20 protein-coding genes and 1 pseudogene are annotated in these 23,083 nt (G+C 61.5%); 4 read left to right on the top strand and 17 right to left on the bottom strand.

Translation table 11 applies throughout. The features are described 5' to 3' along the window. Positions 1-5: 5 nt before the first annotated feature. Positions 6-1,733: an L-arabinonate dehydratase gene (araD, locus tag LGR44_RS08075; RefSeq protein WP_264196380.1), complete on the bottom strand. Its 1,728-nt coding sequence runs from the start codon at positions 1,731-1,733 to the stop codon at positions 6-8. Between the two features lie 396 nt (positions 1,734-2,129). Between araD and LGR44_RS08070 the strand changes: the two genes are divergently transcribed. Next, positions 2,130-2,426, top strand: coding sequence for a hypothetical protein (locus LGR44_RS08070; protein ID WP_226739129.1), 297 nt, complete (start codon positions 2,130-2,132; stop codon positions 2,424-2,426). A gap of 22 nt (positions 2,427-2,448) precedes the next feature. Here the strand turns inward: LGR44_RS08070 and LGR44_RS08065 are convergent, their stop codons facing one another. Beyond that, positions 2,449-3,321, bottom strand: a complete 873-nt coding sequence (locus tag LGR44_RS08065; RefSeq protein ID WP_226739270.1) for an ABC transporter ATP-binding protein/permease — start codon at positions 3,319-3,321, stop codon at positions 2,449-2,451. A gap of 63 nt (positions 3,322-3,384) precedes the next feature. Continuing rightward, positions 3,385-4,161 (bottom strand): annotated as a pseudogene (locus LGR44_RS08060) (SbmA/BacA-like family transporter); the annotation flags it as partial. A 449-nt stretch (positions 4,162-4,610) separates the two neighbouring features. Between LGR44_RS08060 and ilvD the strand changes: the two are divergent. Both ilvD and LGR44_RS08050 read left to right on the top strand, forming a co-directional pair. Beyond that, on the top strand, positions 4,611-6,452 hold the full coding sequence (gene ilvD / locus LGR44_RS08055; RefSeq protein WP_226739128.1) for a dihydroxy-acid dehydratase: 1,842 nt from the start codon (positions 4,611-4,613) through the stop codon (positions 6,450-6,452). A gap of 167 nt (positions 6,453-6,619) precedes the next feature. Continuing rightward, positions 6,620-7,021, top strand: coding sequence for a helix-turn-helix domain-containing protein (locus LGR44_RS08050; protein ID WP_226739125.1), 402 nt, complete (start codon positions 6,620-6,622; stop codon positions 7,019-7,021). On the opposite strand, the gene LGR44_RS08045 is transcribed toward LGR44_RS08050, so the two are convergent. The 3 genes from LGR44_RS08045 to LGR44_RS08035 form a co-directional block, all read right to left on the bottom strand. Next, the gene (locus tag LGR44_RS08045; protein WP_226739123.1) at positions 6,996-7,226 is read right to left on the bottom strand and encodes a hypothetical protein; all 231 of its coding nucleotides are present in this window, start codon (positions 7,224-7,226) and stop codon (positions 6,996-6,998) included. The genes LGR44_RS08050 and LGR44_RS08045 overlap by 26 nt on opposite strands. A gap of 3 nt (positions 7,227-7,229) precedes the next feature. Beyond that, entirely contained in the window at positions 7,230-7,862 is a 633-nt protein-coding gene (locus LGR44_RS08040) for an acyl-homoserine-lactone synthase (protein WP_226739121.1), read from the bottom strand. A gap of 75 nt (positions 7,863-7,937) precedes the next feature. Next, positions 7,938-8,669, bottom strand: coding sequence for a helix-turn-helix transcriptional regulator (locus tag LGR44_RS08035; protein ID WP_226739119.1), 732 nt, complete (start codon positions 8,667-8,669; stop codon positions 7,938-7,940). Positions 8,670-9,067: 398 nt separating this feature from the next. Here LGR44_RS08035 and LGR44_RS22025 point away from each other — a divergent pair, with 398 nt between their 5' ends. After that, positions 9,068-9,370 (top strand): histidine phosphatase family protein, encoded by a 303-nt coding sequence (locus LGR44_RS22025; RefSeq protein ID WP_377035931.1) that lies wholly within the window; start codon positions 9,068-9,070, stop codon positions 9,368-9,370. A gap of 24 nt (positions 9,371-9,394) precedes the next feature. Here LGR44_RS22025 and LGR44_RS08025 read toward each other — a convergent pair whose 3' ends face one another. From LGR44_RS08025 to LGR44_RS07975, 11 genes are all read right to left on the bottom strand, one after another. Then, a complete protein-coding gene (locus tag LGR44_RS08025; RefSeq protein WP_226739118.1) occupies positions 9,395-9,823 on the bottom strand; it encodes an RNA polymerase sigma factor region1.1 domain-containing protein in 429 nt (142 codons plus the stop codon). A 143-nt stretch (positions 9,824-9,966) separates the two neighbouring features. Then, complete coding sequence (locus LGR44_RS08020; RefSeq protein ID WP_226739116.1) at positions 9,967-11,850, bottom strand: PAS domain-containing protein; 1,884 nt, start codon at positions 11,848-11,850, stop codon at positions 9,967-9,969. Positions 11,851-12,065: 215 nt separating this feature from the next. Continuing rightward, positions 12,066-12,392: a hypothetical protein gene (locus LGR44_RS08015; RefSeq protein WP_226739265.1), complete on the bottom strand. Its 327-nt coding sequence runs from the start codon at positions 12,390-12,392 to the stop codon at positions 12,066-12,068. A 1,038-nt stretch (positions 12,393-13,430) separates the two neighbouring features. Continuing rightward, positions 13,431-14,663, bottom strand: coding sequence for a phenylacetate--CoA ligase family protein (locus tag LGR44_RS08010; protein WP_226739114.1), 1,233 nt, complete (start codon positions 14,661-14,663; stop codon positions 13,431-13,433). Positions 14,664-14,700: 37 nt separating this feature from the next. After that, the gene (locus LGR44_RS08005) at positions 14,701-15,549 is read right to left on the bottom strand and encodes an ABC transporter ATP-binding protein (protein ID WP_226739112.1); all 849 of its coding nucleotides are present in this window, start codon (positions 15,547-15,549) and stop codon (positions 14,701-14,703) included. A gap of 97 nt (positions 15,550-15,646) precedes the next feature. After that, positions 15,647-16,969, bottom strand: coding sequence for an ABC transporter substrate-binding protein (locus LGR44_RS08000; protein ID WP_226739110.1), 1,323 nt, complete (start codon positions 16,967-16,969; stop codon positions 15,647-15,649). A 72-nt stretch (positions 16,970-17,041) separates the two neighbouring features. Next, entirely contained in the window at positions 17,042-18,127 is a 1,086-nt protein-coding gene (locus tag LGR44_RS07995) for a branched-chain amino acid ABC transporter permease (protein WP_226739108.1), read from the bottom strand. Positions 18,128-18,139: 12 nt separating this feature from the next. Further along, entirely contained in the window at positions 18,140-19,096 is a 957-nt protein-coding gene (locus tag LGR44_RS07990; protein ID WP_226739105.1) for a branched-chain amino acid ABC transporter permease, read from the bottom strand. Positions 19,097-19,105: 9 nt separating this feature from the next. Then, on the bottom strand, positions 19,106-19,906 hold the full coding sequence (locus tag LGR44_RS07985; protein WP_226739103.1) for an ABC transporter ATP-binding protein: 801 nt from the start codon (positions 19,904-19,906) through the stop codon (positions 19,106-19,108). Next, positions 19,903-21,894 carry an AMP-dependent synthetase/ligase gene (locus LGR44_RS07980; RefSeq protein ID WP_404809906.1) on the bottom strand — a complete coding sequence of 664 codons (1,992 nt, stop codon included), beginning with the start codon at positions 21,892-21,894 and terminating at the stop codon, positions 19,903-19,905. The genes LGR44_RS07985 and LGR44_RS07980 overlap by 4 nt, the downstream gene beginning before the upstream one ends. A 260-nt stretch (positions 21,895-22,154) precedes the next feature. After that, entirely contained in the window at positions 22,155-23,006 is an 852-nt protein-coding gene (locus LGR44_RS07975; RefSeq protein ID WP_226739099.1) for a BKACE family enzyme, read from the bottom strand. Positions 23,007-23,083: the final 77 nt, after the last annotated feature.

Genomic DNA, 23,083 nt, shown 5'->3' with positions numbered 1-23,083 from the left:
CGGAATCAGAAGATGGCCGGCTCTCCCGCAGGTGCACCGAAACCTGTTTCGAGGAAGTCGAAATCGCACCCCTCGTGGGCTTGGCGGATGTGTTTCGCAAACATCCAGCCGTAACCGCGCTCGAAACGCGGTTGCGGAGTCGGCAGCAGGGCACGCCTCATTTCGAGTTCCTCCTCCGAAACCTCGAGGGTGATGCGACGGGCCGGGATATCGACGGAGATGATGTCGCCCGTACGCACGAGAGCGAGTGGGCCGCCCACATAAGCCTCAGGAGAGACATGCAGTATGCAGGCGCCGTAACTCGTACCGCTCATCCGGGCATCGGAGAGCCGGAGCATGTCGCGCACGCCTTGCTTTATCAGCTTCTTCGGGATCGGAAGCATCCCCCATTCAGGCATCCCCGGCCCGCCCTGCGGTCCGGCGTTGCGAAGGACGAGGATGTGATCCGCAGTAACGTCCAGATTCTCATCGTCGACAGCAGCCTTGAGAGAGGGATAGTCGTCGAAGACCAGAGCAGGCCCGGAGTGCCTTCGCAGACGCGGTTCGCAGGCGCTCGGTTTCATAACGCAGCCATCTGGAGCAAGATTGCCCTTGAGGACGGCAAGGGCCCCCTCCTCGTAGATGGGATTCTCGACCGCACGGATGACATCGTCATTGTAGACTTCGGCGCCGGCAATATTCTCGCCGAGAGTTCGTCCCGTGACGGTCAGGACGTCCAAATGGAGCTTGTCGCGGATCCTGGCCATCAGAGCCCGGAGCCCTCCGGCATAGTAGAAGTCCTCCATCAGGTACTCGGCGCCACTTGGACGGACGTTCGCGATCACAGGGACCTTGCGGCTGGCGATCTCGAAGTCCTCCAGGCCGATGTCGTGACCGGCCCGACGCGCCTGGGCGATGAGATGAATGACCGCATTGGTAGAACAGCCCATCGCCATGGCGACGGCAATGGCATTCTCGAATGCCTCGCGGGTCAAGATGTCGGCGGGCTTCAGGTCCTCCCACACCATGCCGACGATCCGCCTGCCGGCCTCGGCGCACATGCGGATGTGGCCGGCATCGGCAGCCGGGATCGACGACGCGCCAGGCAGGGTCATGCCAATGGCCTCTGCAATCGCCGTCATGGTGCTCGCGGTGCCCATGGTCATGCAGTGACCGTAGCTGCGGGCGATACCCCCCTCCACGCCAACCCAGTCGGCTTGCGTGATGTTTCCCGCCCGGCGCTCGTCCCAAAATTTCCAGGCATCCGAGCCGGACCCGAGAACCTTGCCTTTCCAGTTTCCACGGAGCATTGGGCCGGCAGGAACGAAGATCGCCGGAATGCCTGCACTGGTTGCTCCCAGAAGGAGACCAGGCGTAGTCTTATCGCAACCGCCCATGAGAACGACCCCGTCCACGGGGTGGGAGCGGATCAACTCTTCCGTATCCATGGCCAGCATATTGCGATAGAGCATGGTCGTCGGCTTGACGAAGTTCTCTGCCAGGGAAAGGGCCGGCAGCTCTATCGGAAATCCTCCGGCCTGAAACACGCCTCGTTTGATATCCTCCACGCGGTGCTTGAAGTGGGCATGGCATGGATTGATATCCGACCATGTGTTGATGACCGCGATAATGGGGCGACCGACCCAATCTTCAGGGGCGTATCCCATCTGCATGATGCGCGAACGATGGCCGAAACCGCGCAGATCGTCAGGAGCGAACCATCGTGCACTTCGAAGGTCTTCCGGCTTTTTCATCGGCGTGATGTCCTGCCACTTGGATCGATGGAGGAAATAAACCGGAGAAGGTGCGGCGTGTCAGAGCGGAAAAGGAGGCACCCAGCTGAGACCGGCGCTTGACGTAGGCGCAGCCCATGGCGCCAAGGCAAAGACAGGAGCCCCATGCACTTCCTCCAGGCGCAGTCTCGTCCCAAGCCTGTTTTTGTTGGGATCGCGCTACGCTCCCCTAGCGTTACTTTCATCAACTAAAACGGCAGGGCACGGGCACGTCAATTGCTTTCCGCACAGGAGTGAGTTGTACCTGTCGGACTTTGAAGGAGAGCTTTGCTTGCCCTGAGCGGGAGACGGGAGACTGGCGGAACGGGGGACAGGGCGCTATCTGGAATTCCAATCATTCGATCGAAAGGATCATGCATGTTTACTTTGACGATCAGCGACAAGCCTGTCGCGGTGACGAATGCCGCCGAGGACGAAGCACGGGAACTCTTCATGAGCGAGGAGTTCAAGGAAGATCTGAAAATCCTCGAGAGCGACGGCGCCCCGCTTTGGGACGGCTTTGCAACCCTCAACATCAGACCCGCCTCGGCTCAGGAGGTCGAGGAATTCGAGGATGCGGATCTCGACGAGGATGACGATGCGGACGACGATGACGGTCCTCTCATCATGTTCCTTGTCGACGTGACGGATCCGGACGATACCGAGGAAACCTGAGAAGTCTCCGCCTTTTTTCCATTCAGGGAATGAGGCGGCGATGTAGCCAATGAACCCAGGAGGGGATGATCCGCTGCGGTTGAGACGGTTGGCGTGCCAACAGCACCGCCCCCTCCTTGGTTTTCCGGATATGAAGGGTCCGGCTGTGGAACTCCTCGAGCCCCGGGCGATGCCCGATGGAGAGGATCGATGCGCCGGCAAGCTCGCTCTCGAACAGGGAGAGCATGGCAGCTTGGCTGTCATCGTCGAGGGCTGAGGTCGCCTCGTCCATGAAAACCCATGCTGGCTTGTGCAGCAGCACTCGCGCGAAGGCCACACGTTGCTGCTGTCCGAGCGAGAGGGTCCTGTCCCACCGATCATTGCGGTCCAGGGCCTCCGCAAAATCGCCGAGCATGCAACGCTCCAGGGCGGCCTTGACCGTGGCCTCATCGAACGTTCCGGGAGCCGCGGGATAGGACACTGCCGCACGCAAGGTCCCCAGCGGAAGATAGGGGCGCTGCGGCAGGAACATCATGCTTTCCGGAGTCGGTATGCGTATGGTGCCGGAGCCCCATGGCCAAAGGCCCGCTATGGCCCGGAAAAGCGTGCTCTTGCCCGAGCCGGACTCGCCGACGATCAGCACTCGCTCCCCCGGTCGCACTTCCGCAGTCCCATCCTCGATGATGATGCTGCCATCGCTGAGGGCGATTGAAAGTCCTTCGAAGCTCAGCCATCCGCTGGGATGGGGGGAGATCTCGATGCGCCTGCTTTCGGCCGCGACATCGTCCAGATCGAGCGCCGCCTGCCGAAAGGTTGCGACCCGCAAGACCGCGGAGCGCCAATCGGCAATCTTGGGAAAATTGTCAACGAAATATCGTAGCGCCGCCTGTACCTGATTGAAGGCGCCGACGACCATCATCATCTCGCCGAACGAGAGTCTGCCGCTGAAATAGCCGGGAGCGGCGGCAAGGATCGGCACGACGATGGCAAGCCAGCCATAGCCCGATGTGATCCAGGTGAGACGGGCGAGCGCTCCTGAAAGCCGGCGCGTCGCGGTGAGAACCGCTTCGACGAAACCGTCGAGGTTCCGCCGCTCGTCCGGCTCTCCAGAATAAAGCGCGACGCTTTCCGAACTTTCGTTCACCCGCACCAGAGCGAAGCGCAGATCTGCCTCTCGGGCGTAGCGCTCCGTATTGAGGCGGATCAGGGGGCGCCCCACGAGTCAGGTCAAGCCCGATCCGATCCCCGCATAGCCGATGGCGACCCAGACCATGTAGCCCGGGATCACCACTTCCTGCCCTCGAAATTCGAAGGTCGCATAGGACGACAGAGTCCAAAGCACTCCGATGAAGCTGACTAGCAGAAGGAACGATTGCAGCATTCCAACGCCCAGCTCGGTCGTGAATTCCGAGAACAGGCGACAATCTTCCTGCATCCTCTGATCGGGTTGCGCGCCTGCCCTGCCCACCAGGCCGAGCTGATAGGCCCTGTTCGGCTTCAGCCAGACATCGAGGAGAACCTGCGTCAGGCGTTCGCGCAGGCGGATCTTGAGGCGCTCCTGCAGCCAGGTCTGCGCCACCACGAGCGTCAGCAGGACTGCGATGATGACAAGGAAAACCCCGAGCTGATTGATGAATGCCGTGGAGTTTCTGTTTTCAACGGCATCGAAAAAGGCACCGTTCCATTCATTCAGCCGGACCTGACCGAACATGTTGCCGACGAGCACGACCACGATCGCAATCGTCAGGCGCAGCATCGGCCACCCTTTGGAGCCGCGCAGCATGTCCCGAAAGAGCAGATAGAGCTCTTGCGTAACGCTGGCGCCCGGCTCGATTACTGCATCTCGGCCGCTGCTTTGGCGGACGAACCGTCCTGCCAGACTGGAGGGGGTGTCGTCTGCCTGTCCGAGAGCGACTTCCCGCTCAACTCCCGTTGATGCAGCAGGAACGATCCTTTTCGAGTCTCCTAGTTGAGAATCAACCATGCCCTGCCCGAGCAGCGACCAACCTGCAGCCTCCCTGTTGTTCGTATGTTCAAGGGCCTGTTTCGCTTAAGGTTCCCGAGCTTGAGTGAATTGCGCCTGCAGCGCAAGCCCAGCGAACCTTCCGGCCATCTCCCTGCGGGCGCGGCAATCCTTGTCTTGAAAGCCCCTGCCCTGCCGGTGTAGGCATGTATCAATCCCCAGATCCATCAGGTTTCCCATCGATGCCCCATTACCGTTCACGAACCTCCACCCATGGCCGCAACATGGCCGGCGCCCGGGGGCTTTGGCGCGCGACGGGCATGAAGGACGAGGATTTCGGCAAGCCCATCATCGCTGTCGTGAATTCCTTCACCCAGTTCGTGCCAGGCCACGTGCATCTGAAGGATCTGGGTCAGCTCGTGGCGCGGGAGATCGAAAAGGCCGGCGGCGTGGCCAAGGAATTCAACACGATCGCGGTCGACGACGGCATCGCCATGGGCCACGACGGCATGCTCTACAGCCTGCCCTCCCGCGAGATCATCGCAGATTCCGTGGAATACATGGCCAATGCCCATTGCGTGGACGGACTTGTCTGCATCTCCAACTGCGACAAGATCACGCCCGGCATGCTGATGGCGTCGCTGCGCCTCAACATTCCCGTCGTGTTCGTCTCCGGCGGCCCGATGGAGGCCGGCAAGGTCAATCTGCGTGGCAAGCTGAAGAAGCTCGATCTGGTCGATGCCATGGTGGCTGCCGCGGACGATACGATGACCGACGAGGAGGTCCAGGCCATCGAGCGCTCGGCCTGCCCGACTTGCGGCTCCTGCTCCGGCATGTTCACCGCCAATTCCATGAATTGCCTAACGGAAGCACTAGGCCTCGCCTTGCCCGGGAACGGAACGGTTCTCGCAACGCATGCGGATCGCAAGCGCCTCTTCGTCGAAGCCGGCCACCTCATCGTCGATCTGGTACGGCGGTACTACGAGCAGGACGACGCATCGGTCCTGCCGCGCAACATCGCCACGTTCGAGGCTTTCGAGAACGCCATGACCTTGGATATCGCCATGGGCGGTTCCACCAATACGGTTCTGCATCTGCTTGCAGCAGCCCATGAGGCCGAGGTCAACTTCACCATGGAGGACATCGACCGGCTGTCCCGCCGTGTGCCGGTACTGTGCAAGGTCGCGCCTGCCGTGGCAGATGTCCACATCGAGGACGTTCACCGGGCCGGGGGTATCATGGGCATCTTGGGCGAGCTCGACCGGGCCGGCCTCCTCCATCGGGATGCGGGCAGCGTTCATGCCGCAAGCCTTGGAGACGCTCTCGACCGCTGGGATGTGAAGCGGACCGGAAGCGAGGCCGTCCAGACTTTCTATCAGGCCGCCCCCGGCGGCGTCCCCACGACGGTGCCCTTCAGCCAGGAGCGACGCTATGAGGAGCTTGATCTGGACAGGCAGAAGGGCGTGATCCGGGATGCGGCCCATCCCTTCTCCAGGGATGGTGGTCTCGCCGTCCTCACCGGCAACCTTGCGGCAGACGGCTGCATCGTGAAGACAGCCGGCGTCGACGAGAGCATTCTTGTCTTCAATGGTCCCGCCCGGGTCTTCGAGAGCCAGGATGCGGCGGTGCAAGGCATTCTCGGCGGAACCGTCAAGGCGGGTGACGTGGTCGTCATCCGCTATGAAGGCCCCCGTGGCGGGCCTGGGATGCAGGAGATGCTGTATCCGACCAGCTATCTCAAGTCGAAAGGCCTTGGCAAAGCCTGCGCCCTCATCACCGACGGGCGGTTTTCGGGTGGCACCTCCGGCCTTTCGATCGGACACGTATCGCCTGAGGCCGCCGAGGGCGGGTTGATCGGGCTGGTCGAGGAGGGCGACCGGATCGAGATCGATATCCCGAACCGCACGATCAGGCTCGCGGTTTCGGATGAGGATCTGGCGCGCCGCCGCGCCTCCATGGAAGCACGTGGAAGCAAGGCATGGAAGCCGGCGGAGGACCGCAAGCGGAAGGTCTCGACTGCCCTTAGGGCATATGCCGCCTTGACCACGAGTGCTGCGAAGGGCGCTGTCAGGATCGTCCCCTAGGGCTCGTGAGGCCGACGCCCGGCGGCCTCTGAGCGCCGGACTGAGGCTATCGCCGGGGCAACGCAGTCGAGGCTGCCAAGGCTTGTAGAACTACGATTTTTCGGCCCCGGTTCGAGCGTGACAGTAGACAAATTCCACTCTTGGTCGTACCGAGGGGGCGGGGGAGTATGTCTATGGTCACGAAATCAACAGGCCCAGTCGATAAGATTATCGGAGCTCGCATCCGCCTCCAGCGGACTGCCATTGGGATGAGCCAAGAGAAACTCGGCGACATTCTCGGCATTACCTTTCAGCAGATTCAGAAATACGAGAAGGGGACCAATCGCGTTGGCGCAGCGCGCCTTCAGGCCATTGCCGACGCTCTCCGGGTCCCCGTCTCGTTCTTTTTCGAACAGCGTCCCGTCTCCGCCGACGCCCCCGATGCGCCACTCGGGATCCAAGATCTCCTGACGAGCAAGGAAGGCATCGAGTTGGCTCGAGCCTTCCTCAAGATCGAGAACCCCGCGATGCGCCGGGCTCTGATCGATATGGCCCGGGCAGCGGCTACGGATTCTCAGAATCAGGATTAGGAGCTTCGATTTCCTTCCGGAAGTCTCTGCCATCCCACCCGATCGCGCTCGGAAGCGATGATATTGCTTCTATGGCCCTCTCCAGCCCCTCGATCGACTTGATCTTCTCGGCCCCGAGCCGTTTCGAGATATCCCGTCCATAGGCCCAGAAGAGCAGGATCAGAAGCTCTTCATCGAGGTCCAGCCCCGCTGTCTCCTCAGTCATGGCTCACCTCGCAAAACGGCGGATACGCGGTTCCGGCTCGGCCAGAACCCGTTGCTGATTCCCGCGCATTTCCTGGAGCCGGGCGAGTGTTCGACGATCGAAAGTGGCTGTCACGGCCAGGACGTCCTGATCTCCGATCCTTTGCGGCAGCCCCAAAGGGATGGTTCGGAAATGAAGTTGAACGAGGCGGAGAAGCCAAAGAGGGTTCATCTCGATGATGATGGTGGAGATCCCTCTGTCCAATCCCCATTCGACGATTCCCGAAAGAAGAGCATTGGCCACGGGACTTAAGGTTCGGCCACGCTCCCGATACGCGGGTTCCACGCAGTAACGGGTCCATTCCCATATATGGGATCCGGACGGTCTTTCATCTTCGCATAGTTGGGGAAGAACATGCGACAGCAGGTGCGGCCTCGTCGAAGGCAGCATGCGCTGATAGCCCTGCACGACTCCATGGTCGATGTAGAGCATGTGGACGGCATGTTCATCGTCGAACTGGTCTATTTCCCTACCGTCATCTTTGGCCAGCTCGGTCCATTTCATCTCGTCCACGAAAACTCGGTGGCGAAGGCGGTAGGCCTGCTCCATCTCCTGCCGGTACAGGTGGCGGTTCTCTGATGTCACGATGTGGATCATTATGCCCTCCCATAGGTTGAGGGCTTGTCTTTATCCAACCCATAAGTTGGACATAAGTACACGATGGCGTACCCTCTAGCTGATGAGCCCCTGCCGGATGGCTTCGGCGACGGCGTGAGTGCGGCTGGTGGTTCCCAGCTTCAGTCGGGCTGACCGCATGCGCTTGTCTACCCCGTGCTCGGATATTCCCATTCGTTCGCCGATCTCCCACTCCGACTTGCCTTCCGCCGCCCACTGAAGGGCCTCGCACTCGCGCGGAGAAAGGGAGGCTACGGGTCTCGATGGGGTCTCCCGCAGAAGGATGGCGCGCCCGAGAGCATAAGTCGCCATCAGCGTCAGCATTCCCCGCTCGCTCGGGGAGAGTTCAAGATGTTCTCCGGCCAGCGAGAAGCCGGCCACCTCGCCTTCCAAGGTGACGAGAGGAACGGTGAAACCATCCCTCAAGCTGAACTCGCCCGCTTCCTCCATGATTCTGCGGGCCTCCGGGCTTCTCCGGTAGGCTGGCTCAAGCTCCGTCCAGAGAAAGGGGGACGTGCTCGTAGCCACGGCATGGATTGCCGGGTCCCGGAAGATGTATCCGTGCGCAAAATAGCGTTGGGTCCACTCCGGCGGCCATTGGTCGAGAAGAATGTTCGAGATCTGTTGCCGTCGGTTTTCGCCTGGGACGGGGATCGTTCCGGCCAAGAGATACTCAGCTCCGAAGCGACGAGCCGCTTGGATCATCTGACTGCAAATATCGGCCGCATCTCGGGTCCGGTCGAGATTGCGGATGAACTCGAGCGTCTGGTCGAAAACTTTGCGCGACATGACTTTCCGCCTCCCGAAACAATGTTTCTTCATTTCGGCTGTCCGTCAACGCTACCAATCAGAGACCACAAATCGGGCCGCCGGGAGGATTTGCTCGAGCAGCGCCCTATTTTCCATGCTCTTCCAGACTCAGCCTCCTGGGGAACATGAAAGCGCTCCGAACTCTGGCCGCTCTCGCGGTCATCATGTGGTGTCCCTCGGTCCTCGCGTCCGAAGAGGCCTGGCAGGCTCTTCGGACAGGCGGCACCGTGGCCCTGTTCAGGCACGCCCGAGCGCCAGGCACCGGCGACCCGTCCCACTTCCGTCTGGAGGACTGCTCATCACAACGGAATCTATCGGCGGAAGGCCGCAGGCAGGCCGCGGAGATCGGCTCACGGTTCAGGGCCAGGAACATCCGTGTGGAACGGGTTCTCTCGAGCCGGTGGTGTCGGTCTCTCGATACGGCAAAGCTTGCCTTCGGTGATCTGGCGGAACCCTTCCCGCCCCTCGACTCGTTCTTCGCGGAGCGGGATCGCCGCGACGCCCAGACCCGGGCGGTTCTTCAACTCATAGAGAGTTGGGACAGAAACGGCGTGCTGGTACTGGTCACACATCAGGTCAACATCACTGCCCTGACAGACATCTTTCCAATCGAGGGAGAGATTCTCGTGCTGAGGCCCAAAGAGAAAGGGTTCGACCTCGTCGGAAGGATCCAGCCGTAGACCGGCATCGCTTTCCGCGATGGCTTACGCTCTCAGCACCCACACGAGAGCGGCAACCAACGCAAGCGCGACGATACTCCCGATCACAGCCCAGTGGGCGCCGCTCACCCCGCTTCGCAGGGACGGCCCGTCCTCTTCAGCGGCCTGCTCATTGCCGACAGGAGCCAAGTCCTGAGCAGGTTTGGGACGGCTGCCGGGACGCTTAGGAAAAGGTAGAATCACAGCGCCAGGCCCGGATGGCACTTGAACGTGCTGACGAGGTGCAAGCAAACTGTCTTCCAGGTCGACCGGGACACCTGCCTCCTCGAGCTCCACCACGATCAAGGCGACATCCTCGACACTCATCGACTCTGTGGGCAGGGCGGCTTGAAGGTCCTGGTTTGTCAGTCTGCCTCTCTGCCGTCCGAGAGCGATCAAACCTTCAAGGGTGTTTCTGTCAATCGCCGGCTGCATAGGGCACCATCTGCTGACTGGATTCAAAGGAAGAACATTCCGACCGTGCAGGGCCTCGGCCTCTCATGAGCTAACGCCAGACCCTGCCGGATGTTGCGTTTGAGTCTGCCTGTTCAGCCGAAAGGATTGGCTTCCTGAAAGTCTCAGCGATCCGCATCGCTCATCGAACGCGATCCCTGCTTGAGACCTGCAGCCATCGCGATTTGAACCAGTTCAGGCAGGCTCTGAGCTCCGAGTCGCTCCATGATGCGGGCGCGGTGAGCCTCGACCGTGCGGGGGCTTATATCGAGATCCCTCGCGATGGTTTTATTGGTGCCTCCGGTGAGCAGACGCTCGAGAACCTCGCGTTCGCGAGCGGACAGGGCGGCAATGCGCGCCTTCGCAAGTTCGGCAGCCTGGTCGCGCTCGGCGATGTCCCGGATGGAAGCCTGCGCGGAGGCCACCGCATCGAGAAGCTGCTTCTGCTCATAAGGAACATCCAAGAAATCCAGAGCTCCGGCTTTCATGGCCTGCACGCCGAAAGCGACATTTCCATGCGCCTCTCCGACAACGACCACGGGCAATCCGATCCGTCGCGTCTTCAACTCTCGCAATATCGTCAGCTCTCCGGCTTCGGGAGCATGGAGATCGAGAACCACGCAGCCGGGTACGAGGACGGGCGCAACATCGAGAAAAGCCTGCCCGGAGCTGAACGTCTTCACCTGGTAACCGGCCCCCTGCAGCAGCAGGGACAGGTTCTGTCGTGAGGCCTCATTGCTGTCCACGACATAAACCATCGAACCGTCGTGCTTGGTGACGTCCTGGGCAATGCCTGCCACCCGCCGCACCTTCCCCCGCTCATCGAGGATCGGGAAACCTGTATTCTGAACCCAGCGTACCGTTCCATCGGGACGGACTACGCGGTACTCCTTCACGATGACTTCGCCCTCCTGCCGCACCCGAGCAAGAGCGGCGACGACATCATCTCGGTCGTCCGGATGTACGGACTGAATCCATTTGGCGAAATCTCGCGGCACCACGTCAAGCGGCTCGCCCCAGACCTGCTGGAAGGACGGGCTCAGGTACTCGAGCCGCATCGTCTCGACGTCGAGCACCCACAACACGGCCGATGAATTCTCCGCGAACTGACGGAAGCGCTCCTCGCTCTCGCGCAGAGCCTCCTCGGCCCGCCGGCGGTCGTCGATGTCGGTGAGGGTGCCGAACCAGCGTACGACATTTCCTTGGGCGTCATAGACGGGAACGGCACGGTCCATGTGCCAGCGGTAGCTGCCGTCGGCCCGGCGAAGACGATACTCGACTTCAAAAGGGGTGCCCGTGCGAAGCGCTTGCGACCACGTCTCAAGCGTGTGGGAGCGTTCATCCGGATGGATGGTGCGCTTCCATCCCGCGGAGTAGCCTTCGTCTCCTCGCAAGCCCGTATAAGCGAACCAGCGCGAGTTGAAGAAATCGACATTGCCGCTGGCGTCGCTCGACCAGACGATCTGAGGCAACGCTTCGGAGATCTGGCGATAGCGCCCCTCCCCCTCCCACAGGCCGCTCTCCACCACATAATCCGAAGGAGTTCCTATGACCGTGAGGAGCAGCCCTTCAATACCGCCCGCCACACCTCTAAGCGGATTGTAGCAAAGGGTGAAGGAATTCTCTGCCCGAGACCTGTCATGGGCCTCGAGAATCGACTGCCCTGCAAGCGAGATCGTCTCGCCTTGGAGAACGCGGTCGCAGATGGATGCATTGATGTGCCACGTGTCAGGCCAATAGCTGCGTGCGGCCTGTCCCATGGCCTCCGGGTGCCGATCTCCTGCGATTCCGATATAGCCGTCGTTGTAGATCTGGATCAGATCCCTGCCCCAGAGCACCACCATCGGAAAGCAGGAGACAAGGATGAGATCGACGACGGTCTTCAAGGCCTGAGACCAAGTCTCGATATTCCCCAGGGAGGTCCGCGACCAATCGAAGTCACGGATCAGCGCGGCTGTTTGGCTGTTGCCGTAAGGCCAGTTTACACGTCCTGCGGTTTCGGACTCCATTTCTAGTCTCATAGGAGCGGCCAGACCGAGAGCCCGGCTTACGCAATGGTCCGCGTGAAGCCTTCTCTAGTGCGTTAGAAGTCAACGCTTTCTATCCGTCCAAGTTCGGTCCGGTCACGGGCCCGTCGGCCTGCATGACGGATTACCGCGTCCGAGTCCTTGCTTTCTTGGCCAGAGCTACTCCTCTTGCCGTTGCGCCAGGACCTGTTGAGCCATCAGCCGACTCTGGCAGCCCAGATTCCGAACATCAGGATCAAGCCGACGACACCGATGAAACTGACGAAAACGACCGGAAAGCCATCGTGCTTGTTGTGAGTCGCTCCGGCCTTCCAGCCCCCTCTCATCCAGCGCTCGAGATTCTCATAGTGCCGCGCTATGGCAATACGGCGCGCGCTAGGGGGTGTGCCGGCGGCTTCGTCATCCGTGCCGAGCGGTGACAGACCTGGATCGAAGACGGGATTCTTGTCGCCGGTTCGGCCGCTGTCGATGTCTCCCTTGAGCATGGCAGAGGTGGGTCGCTCCGAAGCAGGCGGCGGCTCCATAGGTTTGATGGTATGGGTTGGAGGAAGATCCGAGTGATTGGCCAAGTGACTCTCCATCACAACATTGTGTAAGCGATTGTCGGGCCAAGAGGCCCGCGAACATTGGCATTTCTGGTCTCAGGCAACTAACGCTCCGGTGCACATGAAGCTCCCTGGAGAAGCCATACCGCTGAACGGGTGCGACGATGCTCCTTGCAGGCCTCCGCGCATAAGTGACTGAGATTTCGCCGATTCCTTCCTTAAGAACCGCTGTGCGCGAGAGCTGTTCCGCAGCGCCTGCGCACCTCCTCTTTCTCCAGGCCTCGGCTTTGGAGCCAAGCCGTGCGGCAACGGAGGCTTGGAACCAGGAAGGACTGCACAAGCGTTCCTTTCCAAGGTCCTAGCGAGGGGAGAGCGTCATGAGAGGCACTTGGAAACATATTCTGGGGAGCATTCCATTCCTGGCTCTGGTGACAGGCTCACCGGCAGCCCTTTCGCAGGAGGAACGCCGCTGGGTCGATCCTCCGTCGGATACCGGGCCCGCCCCTCTAGCTCCGGCCTCACCGGCAATGCCCAACCCAGATCCTGTTCCCAAGCGTCCACAAGCGGCCAGTCCTCCGGCTCCGCCGACGAGCGTAGCATCCGAGCCGAAGGAAGCAGCGCCCGAAGCGCTTCCGGAGGCACCCAAGGAGAGTGCGAAGGTACGTCAGCCCTCCCGCAAGGCCGAGGAAACGGCTGCGGCGCAAGCGGAGCCGCGGCGCAAGGCTGCAACCGCATCTCGCAAGCGGTCCTCGTCCAAGTCAAAGGCGCTGGCCGCCAAGCGCAGCAAGGCCACTACGGCCAGCCGCGCCAGTGCCAAATCGCGCGTGCAATCGGCAACCCGTCCCAGCCGAGACAGCATCCGATCCGCAAGAATTCGGGATGCCATCGATTCAGGGCTCGAGGTGATGAGCCTCCGCACCATCGAGCTTCCAGATGGCCGCCGGGTGGATGTGCTCGTCGAGCCGAGCCCGAGAACGCTGTCCCGCCTGACGGGCGAACGGTACTAGGGCTCGCGGGTCAGTCGTATCGCCGCTCGTCGGCGATGACCTTGCCATCGTTCGGCAGAGAGCCGGGGGCAACGAGGGAGACCTGCCCTTTCAGCTTCATGATGGAATGAACGGAGGCGGCTATGCCTTGGGCCAGATCCTCGCTTGCCGCATCCGTCTCCGCCGATAGCGTCATGACGTCCGTTTCACCCTCGCGGCTGACGACGAGGCGCAGGCGCCGCAATTCAGGGTGCCGTCTTCCGATCTCCGCGACCTGCTCGGGGCGCACGAACATGCCCTTCACCTTGGTCGCCTGGTCGGCTCGTCCCATCCACCCCTTGATCCGCATGTTGGTGCGACCGCACGGGCTAGGCCCTGTCATGGCGGCCGTCATATCGCCGAGCGCCAACCGGATCCACGGATGGTTGGGATCGAGGCTGGTGACGACGATTTCTCCGACCTCGCCCGGTGGAACGGGATCGCCGGTGCCGGGGCGCACGATTTCGACGATAAGGTCCTCATTGACGACGAGACCGTCGCGCGCGGAGGTCTCGTAGGCGATAAAGCCGAGATCCGCCGTGGCATAGGCCTGATAGGCTTCGATGCCCCGGCTGGTGAATTCATCCTGCAACGACCTGGGGAAGGCGGCACCGGAAACGAGCGCACGCTTGATGCAGGATATATCCCTTCCGGCAGCGGAGGCTCCGTCGAGAAGGATCTTGAGAAAGTCCGGCGTGCCGCAATAGGCGGCGGGGCGGTAGGCTTCGATAAGCTCGAGTTGCTGCTCCGTGTTTCCCGGACCGGCCGGTATCACGGCGCAGCCAAGGGCACGCGCGCCGGAATCCATGATGAAGCCGCCCGGCGTCAGGTGATAGCTGAACGTGTTGAGAACGATGTCTCCCTTGCGGAATCCCGCCGCATAAAGCCCGCGCGCGGCCCGCCATGGGTCGGGTTGCGCCGTTTCCGGCTCGAAGATCGGTCCAGGGGACGTGAACAGGCGCCCGAAGGAGCCCGCTCCATCCGGGACAAGGCCGCCAAACGGCAACTGGGCTCTTTGCAGGGCCGGGAGCTCCGACTTGCGCAGCACCGGCAAGGTTGCAAGCGCGTCACGACTCGTGACAGCCGCTAGATCATGCCCTCGCAGTCGCTCAGCATAGGCCGGTGCCGCTACGGCACGGCTCAGGACTTCCGTCAGCTTGGCGAAAAGATCCGCTTCTCGCTCGGCCGGCTCGCGAACCTCGAGCGCGTCATAAACTTCGTTCAAAGCCGCTGTCCCCCGTCAGCCAGAATACGATGTGCGATCAAGCCAGCCAGCGCTTGCGACGCTTATAGCTCTTCACGTTGCGGAACGACTTCCGGTCTCCCTCGGAGACGCCGAGATAGAATTCCTTCACATCCTCGTTTTCACGCAGCATCTTCGCAGGACCGTCCATGACCACGCGCCCGGTTTCCAGGATATAGCCATAGGTGGCGTACTTGAGCGCCATGTTCGTGTTCTGCTCGGCAAGAAGGAAGGATACGCCTTCTGACCCGTTCAGCTTGTGAACGATTTCGAAGATTTCCTCGACGATCTGAGGGGCAAGCCCCATGGACGGCTCGTCCAGCAGGATCATGCTCGGCCGGGACATCATGGCCCTGCCGATGGCGCACATCTGCTGTTCGCCGCCGGATGTATATCCGGCCATGGAACCCCGCCGCTGCTTGAGGCGGGGAAAATACTCGTAGATGGCCTCGAGATCCCGTCTGATGGCGGCATTTCCGTCGCGCCGCGTGAAGGCCCCGGTAAGAAGGTTTTCTTCGATTGTCAGGTGTCCGAAGCAATGGCGCCCCTCAAGCACCTGAATGCAGCCGCGACGCACCAGTTCGTTGGGGGAGAGGCGGTCGACGCGCTCGCCCTTGAATTCGATGGTTCCCTTGGTGACCTCCCCGCGTTCGGCGCGGAGCAGATTCGAAATCGCCTTCAGGGTCGTCGTCTTTCCGGCTCCGTTGGCCCCGAGCAATGCGACGATGCCGCCTTTGGGAACGGTGAGCGAGACGCCCTTGAGGACCAGGATCACGTGATCGTAGATAACCTCGATATTGTTGACCGACAGAACGGTTTCCGCCGATTCCGGCTGATCCGACACGGGCATCTGGGCAGCGGTGCTCATCGGCGCATCCTCTTGGTTTCGGGTCATGTGGGCGGAAAGCCTTCCGCCCACATGCTGTTCAAGCGAGGCGTTGTTCGGGCGCCTCGGTCACGAAGGCTCAGCTCGCCTTGTCGCAGGCCTCGGTGCGCTTGGGCCAGCCGGGGTTCTTCTCGGCATAGTCCTTCGCCGCCGCGTCGAGCTGGGCGCGAACCTGCTCGGTCATGGGCTGGATGGGCTCGGAGATCTTCACCCATTTGGTGCCGTCCCACTCCTGCATGAAAGCGGGGCTGTGACTGTTGTGATCAGAGCATGTCAGCTCCATCCCGCCGGTGAAGCCTTCGAGCCCCAGTTCCTTCAGGCGGGCCGGGTCGAGCTTGATGTTTTCCATTCCGCGGCGCACATCCTCGCCGGTCACGACCTTCTTGCCCGTGAGCTTCTGCGCAGTGGCGATGGCCTCCGCGATCAGAAGCGAGTTGTAGACGCCGCGGTTGTAGAGAAGCGTGCCCACACTGTCCTTCGGTGCTTTGGAAAGCCCCTTATCGACCACGTGCTTCTGGATGTCCTTCAGGGCCGGCAAGTCGGCTCCGACCGAATGCCAGTTGAGCATCTTGAAGCCCTTGGCGCCTGCGCCGCCGGCACGGGCATCGTCCTCACTCGGCCACCACACGGAATAGAATTTGTCCATGGGATAGCCCGAACGGACCGCTTCCTTGACCGCGGCGCCGTTCATGGAGCCCCATCCCCACATGATCATGTAGTCGGGGCGATCGCGACGCACGCTCAGCCACTGCGACGACTGGTTCTGCATGTCCTGGGCGGCGACCGGATATAGCTTCACCTCGAAGCCGTACGTCTTTGCAAGCTCGTTGAGAAGCGGAATCGGCTCTTTGCCGAAGGCGGCATCGAGATGCAGGAATCCGATCGTCTTGCCTTTCAGTTTCTCGAGGCCCCCTTCCTTCTCGCCGATGTATTTGACGATCATCGACATGCCGTCCCAGTAGGTGGCCGGCGGATTGAAGATCCACGGGAAGATGTCGCCGCGGGCGGAGGCCGAGAGGCCGTAGGCCATGGACAGGATCGGGATCTTGTCCACCGAGGCTCGTGGAATGAGGGGAAGGGTGATGCCCGTCGACCACGGATTCACGACGACCGGGTTCTTGCCCTTCACCGACTCGTAGCATTCGACGCCCTTCTTGGTGTCGTAGCCGGTCTCGCACTCTTCGAGGGCGAGCTTCACGCCGCCGATGCCTCCGTCGCGCTCGTTGAGCATCTGGAGGTAATCATGCATGCCGTCGGCGATGTAGATGCCGGAGCCCGCAAAGGGTCCGGTGCGGTAGGTGAAGAGGGGGACATAGACGGAATCCTGCGCGAAAGCAGGCAGGGCGGCGCCGCCGACCAAGGTCGCAACGGCTAATCCTAGGCTCAATTTACGAAACGACATTTCTCGTTTCCTCCCGTTGTTGTCCGGCTGAGCCGGATTTTCGAGTTCCCGTCTCCTTGCAAGGATCTGCCGTCAATAAGGGAACGGCCAGACCAGGAGCTTCTGTTTGCCGATCTGCCAAAGCCGCGCGAGTCCGTGCGGTTCGACGATCAGGAAGAAGATGATGAGCGCGCCCACGATCATGAAGCGCAGGTGCTCGATGGTGTCGGACCCCACCGAAATGCCGAAGGGGGAGAACATCGCCGGCAATACGATGCCGAGGACGATCGGCATGATGAAGATCAGCGCTGCGCCGAAGAACGAGCCGATCAGGCTCCCGAGACCGCCGATGATCACCATGAAGAGGATGAAGAAGGACTGATTGATGTTGAAGACGTCGTATTCCGCGCCGCCATACCACAGGAAGACCAGAAGAGCCCCGGCCACACCGCAATAGTAGGAGGAAACCGCGAAGGCCAGGAGCTTCGTCTGCAGAGGTCGGATGCCCATCAGCTCCGCGGCGAGGTCCATGTCGCGAATAGCGATCCAGGCGCGACCGATGCGGCCATGGACGAGGTTCGACGCCAGCCAGGTCAACACGACAACGATGGTGAGGACGACGAGGTAGCGCGTCTGCGGCGTCGCCGTGGCGCCGATGATCGGAACCCCGAAAAGCGTGCGTAGCGGAGCATCGAGAGCACCCGAGACATTGTAGTTCACCAGCCACGGGATGCGGATGAAGCACCACTGAAGGAAGAACTGAGCCGCCAGGGTCGCCACGGCCAGATAGAACCCCTTGATGCGCAGCGATGGCAGGCCGAAGAGCGCCCCGATGGCTGCGGAGAAGAAGCCGGACACGAAGATCCAGACGATGACGTTCACATCCGGAAAGGCCGTCATCAGTTTGTAGCAGGCGTAGGCCCCGACGCCCATGAAGGCGCCCGTGCCGAGAGACAGCAGGCCCGCATATCCCGTGAGGATGTTGAGCCCGATCGCCGCCAGCGAGAACACCAGGAACGGGATCATCACCGCCTGCAGCAGGAAGCTGTCGCCGAGAAAAGCCAGGGAATAGGCGGCCAGAATGATGACGCCGATCCCGATCTTGTCCTCCCGCAGGGGGAAGATCGCCATATCGGCTTTATAGTTCGACTTGTACTGGCCGGCTTCGCGATAGAACAACCGGAATCTCCCTTAAATTCGCTCGATGATCTTTTCGCCGAACAGGCCCTGCGGCCGGTACAGCAGGAAAAGAAGCGCAATGACGTAGGCCAGCCAAGTCTCGATACCGCCGCCGACGAGCGGCCCCCAGTAGAACTCGCCGAGCTTCTCGCCGACACCGATGATGAGCCCGCCGATGATGGCGCCCGGAATGGACGTGAAGCCGCCGAGGATAAGAACCGGCAGCGCCTTCAGGGCGATGATCTGCAGCGCGAAGGAAACGCCTGAACGGGCGCCCCACATGATTCCGGCGACCAGTGCGACGATGCCGGCGGCGAACCACACGATGACCCAGATCTGGTTGAGCGAGATGCCGACCGAGAGCGCCGCCTTGTGACTGTCGGCCACGGCACGGAGGGCGCGCCCGATGCGGGTCTTCGAGAAGAAGACGGCCAGCACGCCGATCATGATGGATGCGATGACTGCCGCGGCGATGTCGAGGTGCTGGAAACGGACCATTCCGCCGAGAAGATCCACCTCAGTCGTTCCCTGCGGCAGATAGAGAGCGTCGGTGATCATCTCCTTCGGGCTTCCGCCGAAAATCAGCTCGCCGAAGCCGATCAGGAAATAGGTCAGACCGAAGGTGGCCATGAAGAGGATGATATCGGGCTGGTTGACCAGAGGCCTCAACACCACCCGCTCGACGGCCATGGCGAGGAGCAGCATCGCCCCGACGGCAAGGAGCAGCGCCAGAAAGGCCGGCACCCCTTTCTCGTAAAGTCCCACGAGGATCAAGGCCGAGAACACGACCATGATGCCTTGCGCGAAGTTGAAGACGCCGGATGCCTTGAAGATGAGGACGAAGCCCAAAGCGATCAGAGCGTAGAGGACGCCCGAAACCAGCCCCTCCCAAAGAGTCTGCAGAAGAAGATCCGGCGCCTCCCCCATGAAGACGAAAGGCTCGATGAAAATCTTGTAGAGAATGTCCATCGTTACCTCTCAGTGCGCGACGCCGAGATAGGCATCGATCACGCGCTGATTGCTCTTCACCTCGTCCGGAGTGCCGTCCGCGATCTTTTGACCGTATTCCAGCACCACGACACGGTCTGACAGGTCCATCACGACTCCCATGTCATGCTCGATCAAGGCGATGGTCGTGCCGAACTGCTGGTTCACCTCGAAGATGAAGCGGGACATATCCTCCTTCTCTTCCAGGTTCATGCCCGCCATTGGCTCGTCCAGCAGGAGAAGGTCGGGCTCCATGGCGAGAGCCCTCCCGAGCTCGACCCGCTTCTGGAGGCCATAGGGAAGACGTCCTACGGGAGTTTTTCGGATATGCTGGATTTCGAGGAAATCGATGATCTCCTCCACCACGCGCCGGTGTGCAACCTCCTCCGTCATGGCCGGGCCATGGCGAAAGAGCTGCCAGAAGAAACTCGACCTCATCTTGAGCGAACGTCCGGCCATGATGTTGTCTAGGGTCGACATGCTCTTGAAGAGAGCCACGTTCTGGAAGGTCCGCGCGATGCCGCCCCGCGCCGCCTCATAAGGCCGCATCTTCGGCCTCTTGAGTCCCTTGAAGGTAATGCTGCCCTCGGTCGGATAGTAGAAGCCGTTGATGCAGTTGAGCATCGACGTCTTACCGGCGCCGTTCGGCCCGATGATGGCGCGGATCTCCCCCTTCCGGATGTCGAAGGACACGTCCGTCAGAGCCTTCACTCCACCGAACCCGAGAGAAACGTTCTCGACAGCGAGGAGGACACCGTCCTTGACGGCGACGGGATTGTCGGGAGCCCTCATTCCGCGGCCTCCGGCAGGGGCGCTGCGTGCTCGATCGGATAGAGCTTCATGTCTTTCACCTTGACGCGCGCCGCGATGACGCCCTTGCGGCCATCCTCGAACGTGACCTCCGTGGAGATGTCCGCCTCGGTCGAACCGTTGTAGAGCGCCTGGATCAGCGGATCGTAACGCTCGGCAATGAAGCTGCGCCTCACCTTCTGCGTACGTGTCAGTTCACCGTCGTCCGCGTCGAGTTCCTTGTGCAGGATCAGGAAGCGCTTGATCTGGGCGCCTCCCATGCGAGGTTCGGAGGCGAGCGAGCGGTTGACCTCGTCGACATGCTTCTCGATCATGTCGTAGACCAGCGGGTGGCCGGCCAATTCCTGGTAGGACGCATAGGTCACGCCGTTGCGCTCGGCCCAATTGCTGACCGCCACCAGATCGATATTGATGAAGCAGCCGACGAAATCGCGCCCGTCGCCGAAGCAGACCGCCTCCTTGATGTTCGGATAGAACTTGAGCTTGTTCTCGACGTATTTCGGAGGAAAGAGCGAGCCGTCGCGCATCTTGCCCACATCCTTCGCCCGGTCGATGATCTTGAGATGTCCGGTCTCGTCGAAGAAACCGGCATCACCCGACCGGACGAATCCGTCAGGCGTCTTGGTTTCGGCCGTCTTTCCGTCGTCCTTGTAGTACCCGGTAAACACCCCGGGCGAGCGATAGAGAACCTCGCCGTTTTCATCGATGCGGATCTCGACCCGCGGTGCGGGCCTCCCCACCGTGTCGGCCCGTATTTCGCCGTTGGGCTGCATGGTGATGTAAACGGAGGCTTCGGTCTGGCCGTAAAGCTGCTTCAGGTTCACGCCGATCGACCGATAGAATTTGAAGATCTCCGGTCCGATCGCCTCGCCGGCCGTGTAGCCCACCTTGACGCGGGTCATGCCGAAGCGGTTGCGCAGCGGGGCATAGACGAGAGCGTTGCCCACGTGCCAGAGCAACCGATCCCATGCGCCGACACCCGACTGGCGGTTCAGGATCCTCTCGCCGACCTTGCCCGCATGGTCGATGAAGAACCTGAACATGCGCCGCTTCAGCGCTCCTGCGTCCTCCATGCGGACCATGGTCAAGGTCAACATGCTCTCGAAGACCCGCGGCGGCGCGAAGACATATGTCGCGCCGATCTCCCGCCGGTCCTCCGCAATAGTTTCGGGGCTTTCGGGACAATTGACGCAAAGCCCTGACAGGATCGCCTGCGCATAGGAAAAGATGTGGTCGCCGACCCACGCAATGGGGAGATAGGCGATGATCTCGTCGGTTTCGTCCAGCTTGTCGAAATCGCAGCCGATTTCGGCGGCTGCAATCACGCTTTCGAAGGTCAGCATGACGCCCTTGGGCCGCCCTGTCGTTCCGGACGTATAAAGAATGATTGCGAGGTCGGAGCCCTTCCCCCTTGCCAGTTCCTGCTCCAGCCTGTCTCTCTCAGACGCGTCGCCGAGCCGGGCGCGACCTTCCTCGATGACCGAAGCGATCGCGTGCAGCCGGCTGTGGTCGTAATCCCTCAGGCCGCGATCCTCGTCATAGAGAATCCGGTCGAGCTGCGGCATCTGTTCGGAAACCGAGAGGAGCTTGTCGACCTGCTCCTGGTCCTGCACCGCCGCGTGGCTCACCTCGGCATGGGCAAGCACATAAGCCATCTCCTCCGCCACGGAATCGGCGTAGACAGGAATCGGGACCGCTCCGATCCACTGTGCGGCGATCATCGTCCAGTAGAGATAGGGGCGGTTATAGCCGATGATGGCGATCTTGCTGCCACGCTTGAGCCCCAGAGCCTCAAGCCCCGACGCGTAAGCTCGAACGGCTTCGTGCACCTCGGCCCAGGTCCAGGACTGCCAAATTCCGAGATCCTTATGACGGAACGCCGTTCTGTCCGGGCGTACGCGCGCATTGCGCGCGAGCAGCTTTGGGAATGTATCGTCGCGCAAGCTTGCTGCCGTCGTCACCGACGTCACCTCCTGGGGCCCGCGCGCCCCGTGCGCGCGCGATGCGGCTACGTTTCCTCTGGCGCGTAGTTGATCTACGCAATCTGCCGGCCAAGGGCCGGCAGGGCTCATTCTTGAGCTTCGTTGAACGCATTCTGTATCGGCGGATAGGGATCGACAAGGGCCAACGTCCGATCCGCGACCGCTACCATGGGCTAATGCCCTTCAGGCCGGCCGGATGCCGGAGAGCGTGACATTTCTCCGGCAATCGGGATTGGCGGACCGGATTATCAGCTGAGGCAGGATTTCCAGGCTTGGCGCAGCATGTCGGCATCTGCGAGCCTCATGCCGCAGGTCCTAAGCGCCTGCGCCGCCCGGTCGACGAGATCGGCATTCGTTTCGGCTCTCGCGCCATCCGGAAGGTCGAGATTGTTCTCGAAACCGACGCGCACATGCCCGCCCAGGAGCCCCGCCGCAGTCACGCAGGCGGCCTCGCGACGACCGAATGCGCACACCATCCAGTGCGGGAAAGCAGGCATTCCCGGCCCGATATAGGGGAGCAGATCGCTCGGGCTCGATGTCTGCGCCACTGTGTAACGGCCCAGGGCATAAAGAACCGGGACGGAGTCGAACGGCACAACGCCCCGCTTCAGCAAGGCGGCCAGCCTGATTGCCTCCTCGGGCGCATATAGGATGAACTGGGGGGCAATCCGCTCCCGCTGGATCCATCGCATGAACTCTGCGAAAGCGGGCTCCGAGGCTTCATCGGGAACGAGCTCTCTCAGGGCCAGCGAGACCGCCTCCGGGTTGGTTTCCCGCACGACGGCCATCTGCTCCTCGGGGCGATAGAAGCCCATTGTCTCGCTGGTGATCTGAACGACCAGACGCTCTCCGACCGCTTGGCGGATTGCTGCAGAGGCCTGCCTATAGGCGTCCGCATCGAGAAGATGGCGCCCCTCGTCGTTGCGCACGTGGATGTGGATCATGCAGGCGCCTGCCGCGAGGCATTCCGAGGCGGTTCGAGCCAGCTCGTCCGGCGTCATCGGGAGGGCCGGATGGTCCGCTTTCGTCCGCCGCCCGCCATTCGGCGCAACGGCAATGCTCACCGGTGTCGGCTCCGCTTCGGTCGCTTCTGCCTGCATCGAGGGCTCCTCCAATCCAAATGTTTCCTTGTCTGGGCATATCAAAACAAATGTTGCGCAGTCCGCAAGCCGAATCT

The organism is Microvirga lenta (assembly GCF_020532555.1).
Lineage (GTDB): Bacteria > Pseudomonadota > Alphaproteobacteria > Rhizobiales > Beijerinckiaceae > Microvirga > Microvirga lenta.
The sequence above is the reverse complement of the archived record's forward strand: the minus strand, read 5'-3'. Positions and strand labels throughout refer to the sequence as shown.

Coding starts and splice junctions, on each gene's coding strand:
- LGR44_RS08000 (WP_226739110.1), bottom strand. CDS start 16,969: ATGTCGTTTCGTAAATTGAGCCTAGGATTAGCCGTTGCGACCTTGGTC.
- LGR44_RS08020 (WP_226739116.1), bottom strand. CDS start 11,850: ATGGAGTCCGAAACCGCAGGACGTGTAAACTGGCCTTACGGCAACAGC.
- LGR44_RS08050 (WP_226739125.1), top strand. CDS start 6,620: ATGTCTATGGTCACGAAATCAACAGGCCCAGTCGATAAGATTATCGGA.
- LGR44_RS07990 (WP_226739105.1), bottom strand. CDS start 19,096: ATGGACATTCTCTACAAGATTTTCATCGAGCCTTTCGTCTTCATGGGG.
- LGR44_RS08015 (WP_226739265.1), bottom strand. CDS start 12,392: ATGGAGCCGCCGCCTGCTTCGGAGCGACCCACCTCTGCCATGCTCAAG.
- LGR44_RS08035 (WP_226739119.1), bottom strand. CDS start 8,669: ATGTCGCGCAAAGTTTTCGACCAGACGCTCGAGTTCATCCGCAATCTC.
- ilvD (WP_226739128.1), top strand. CDS start 4,611: ATGCCCCATTACCGTTCACGAACCTCCACCCATGGCCGCAACATGGCC.
- LGR44_RS08045 (WP_226739123.1), bottom strand. CDS start 7,226: ATGACTGAGGAGACAGCGGGGCTGGACCTCGATGAAGAGCTTCTGATC.
- LGR44_RS07985 (WP_226739103.1), bottom strand. CDS start 19,906: ATGAGGGCTCCCGACAATCCCGTCGCCGTCAAGGACGGTGTCCTCCTC.
- LGR44_RS08025 (WP_226739118.1), bottom strand. CDS start 9,823: ATGCAGCCGGCGATTGACAGAAACACCCTTGAAGGTTTGATCGCTCTC.
- LGR44_RS08070 (WP_226739129.1), top strand. CDS start 2,130: ATGTTTACTTTGACGATCAGCGACAAGCCTGTCGCGGTGACGAATGCC.
- LGR44_RS08005 (WP_226739112.1), bottom strand. CDS start 15,549: ATGAGCACCGCTGCCCAGATGCCCGTGTCGGATCAGCCGGAATCGGCG.
- LGR44_RS07975 (WP_226739099.1), bottom strand. CDS start 23,006: ATGCAGGCAGAAGCGACCGAAGCGGAGCCGACACCGGTGAGCATTGCC.
- LGR44_RS08040 (WP_226739121.1), bottom strand. CDS start 7,862: ATGATCCACATCGTGACATCAGAGAACCGCCACCTGTACCGGCAGGAG.
- araD (WP_264196380.1), bottom strand. CDS start 1,733: ATGAAAAAGCCGGAAGACCTTCGAAGTGCACGATGGTTCGCTCCTGAC.
- LGR44_RS08065 (WP_226739270.1), bottom strand. CDS start 3,321: ATGGTCGTCGGCGCCTTCAATCAGGTACAGGCGGCGCTACGATATTTC.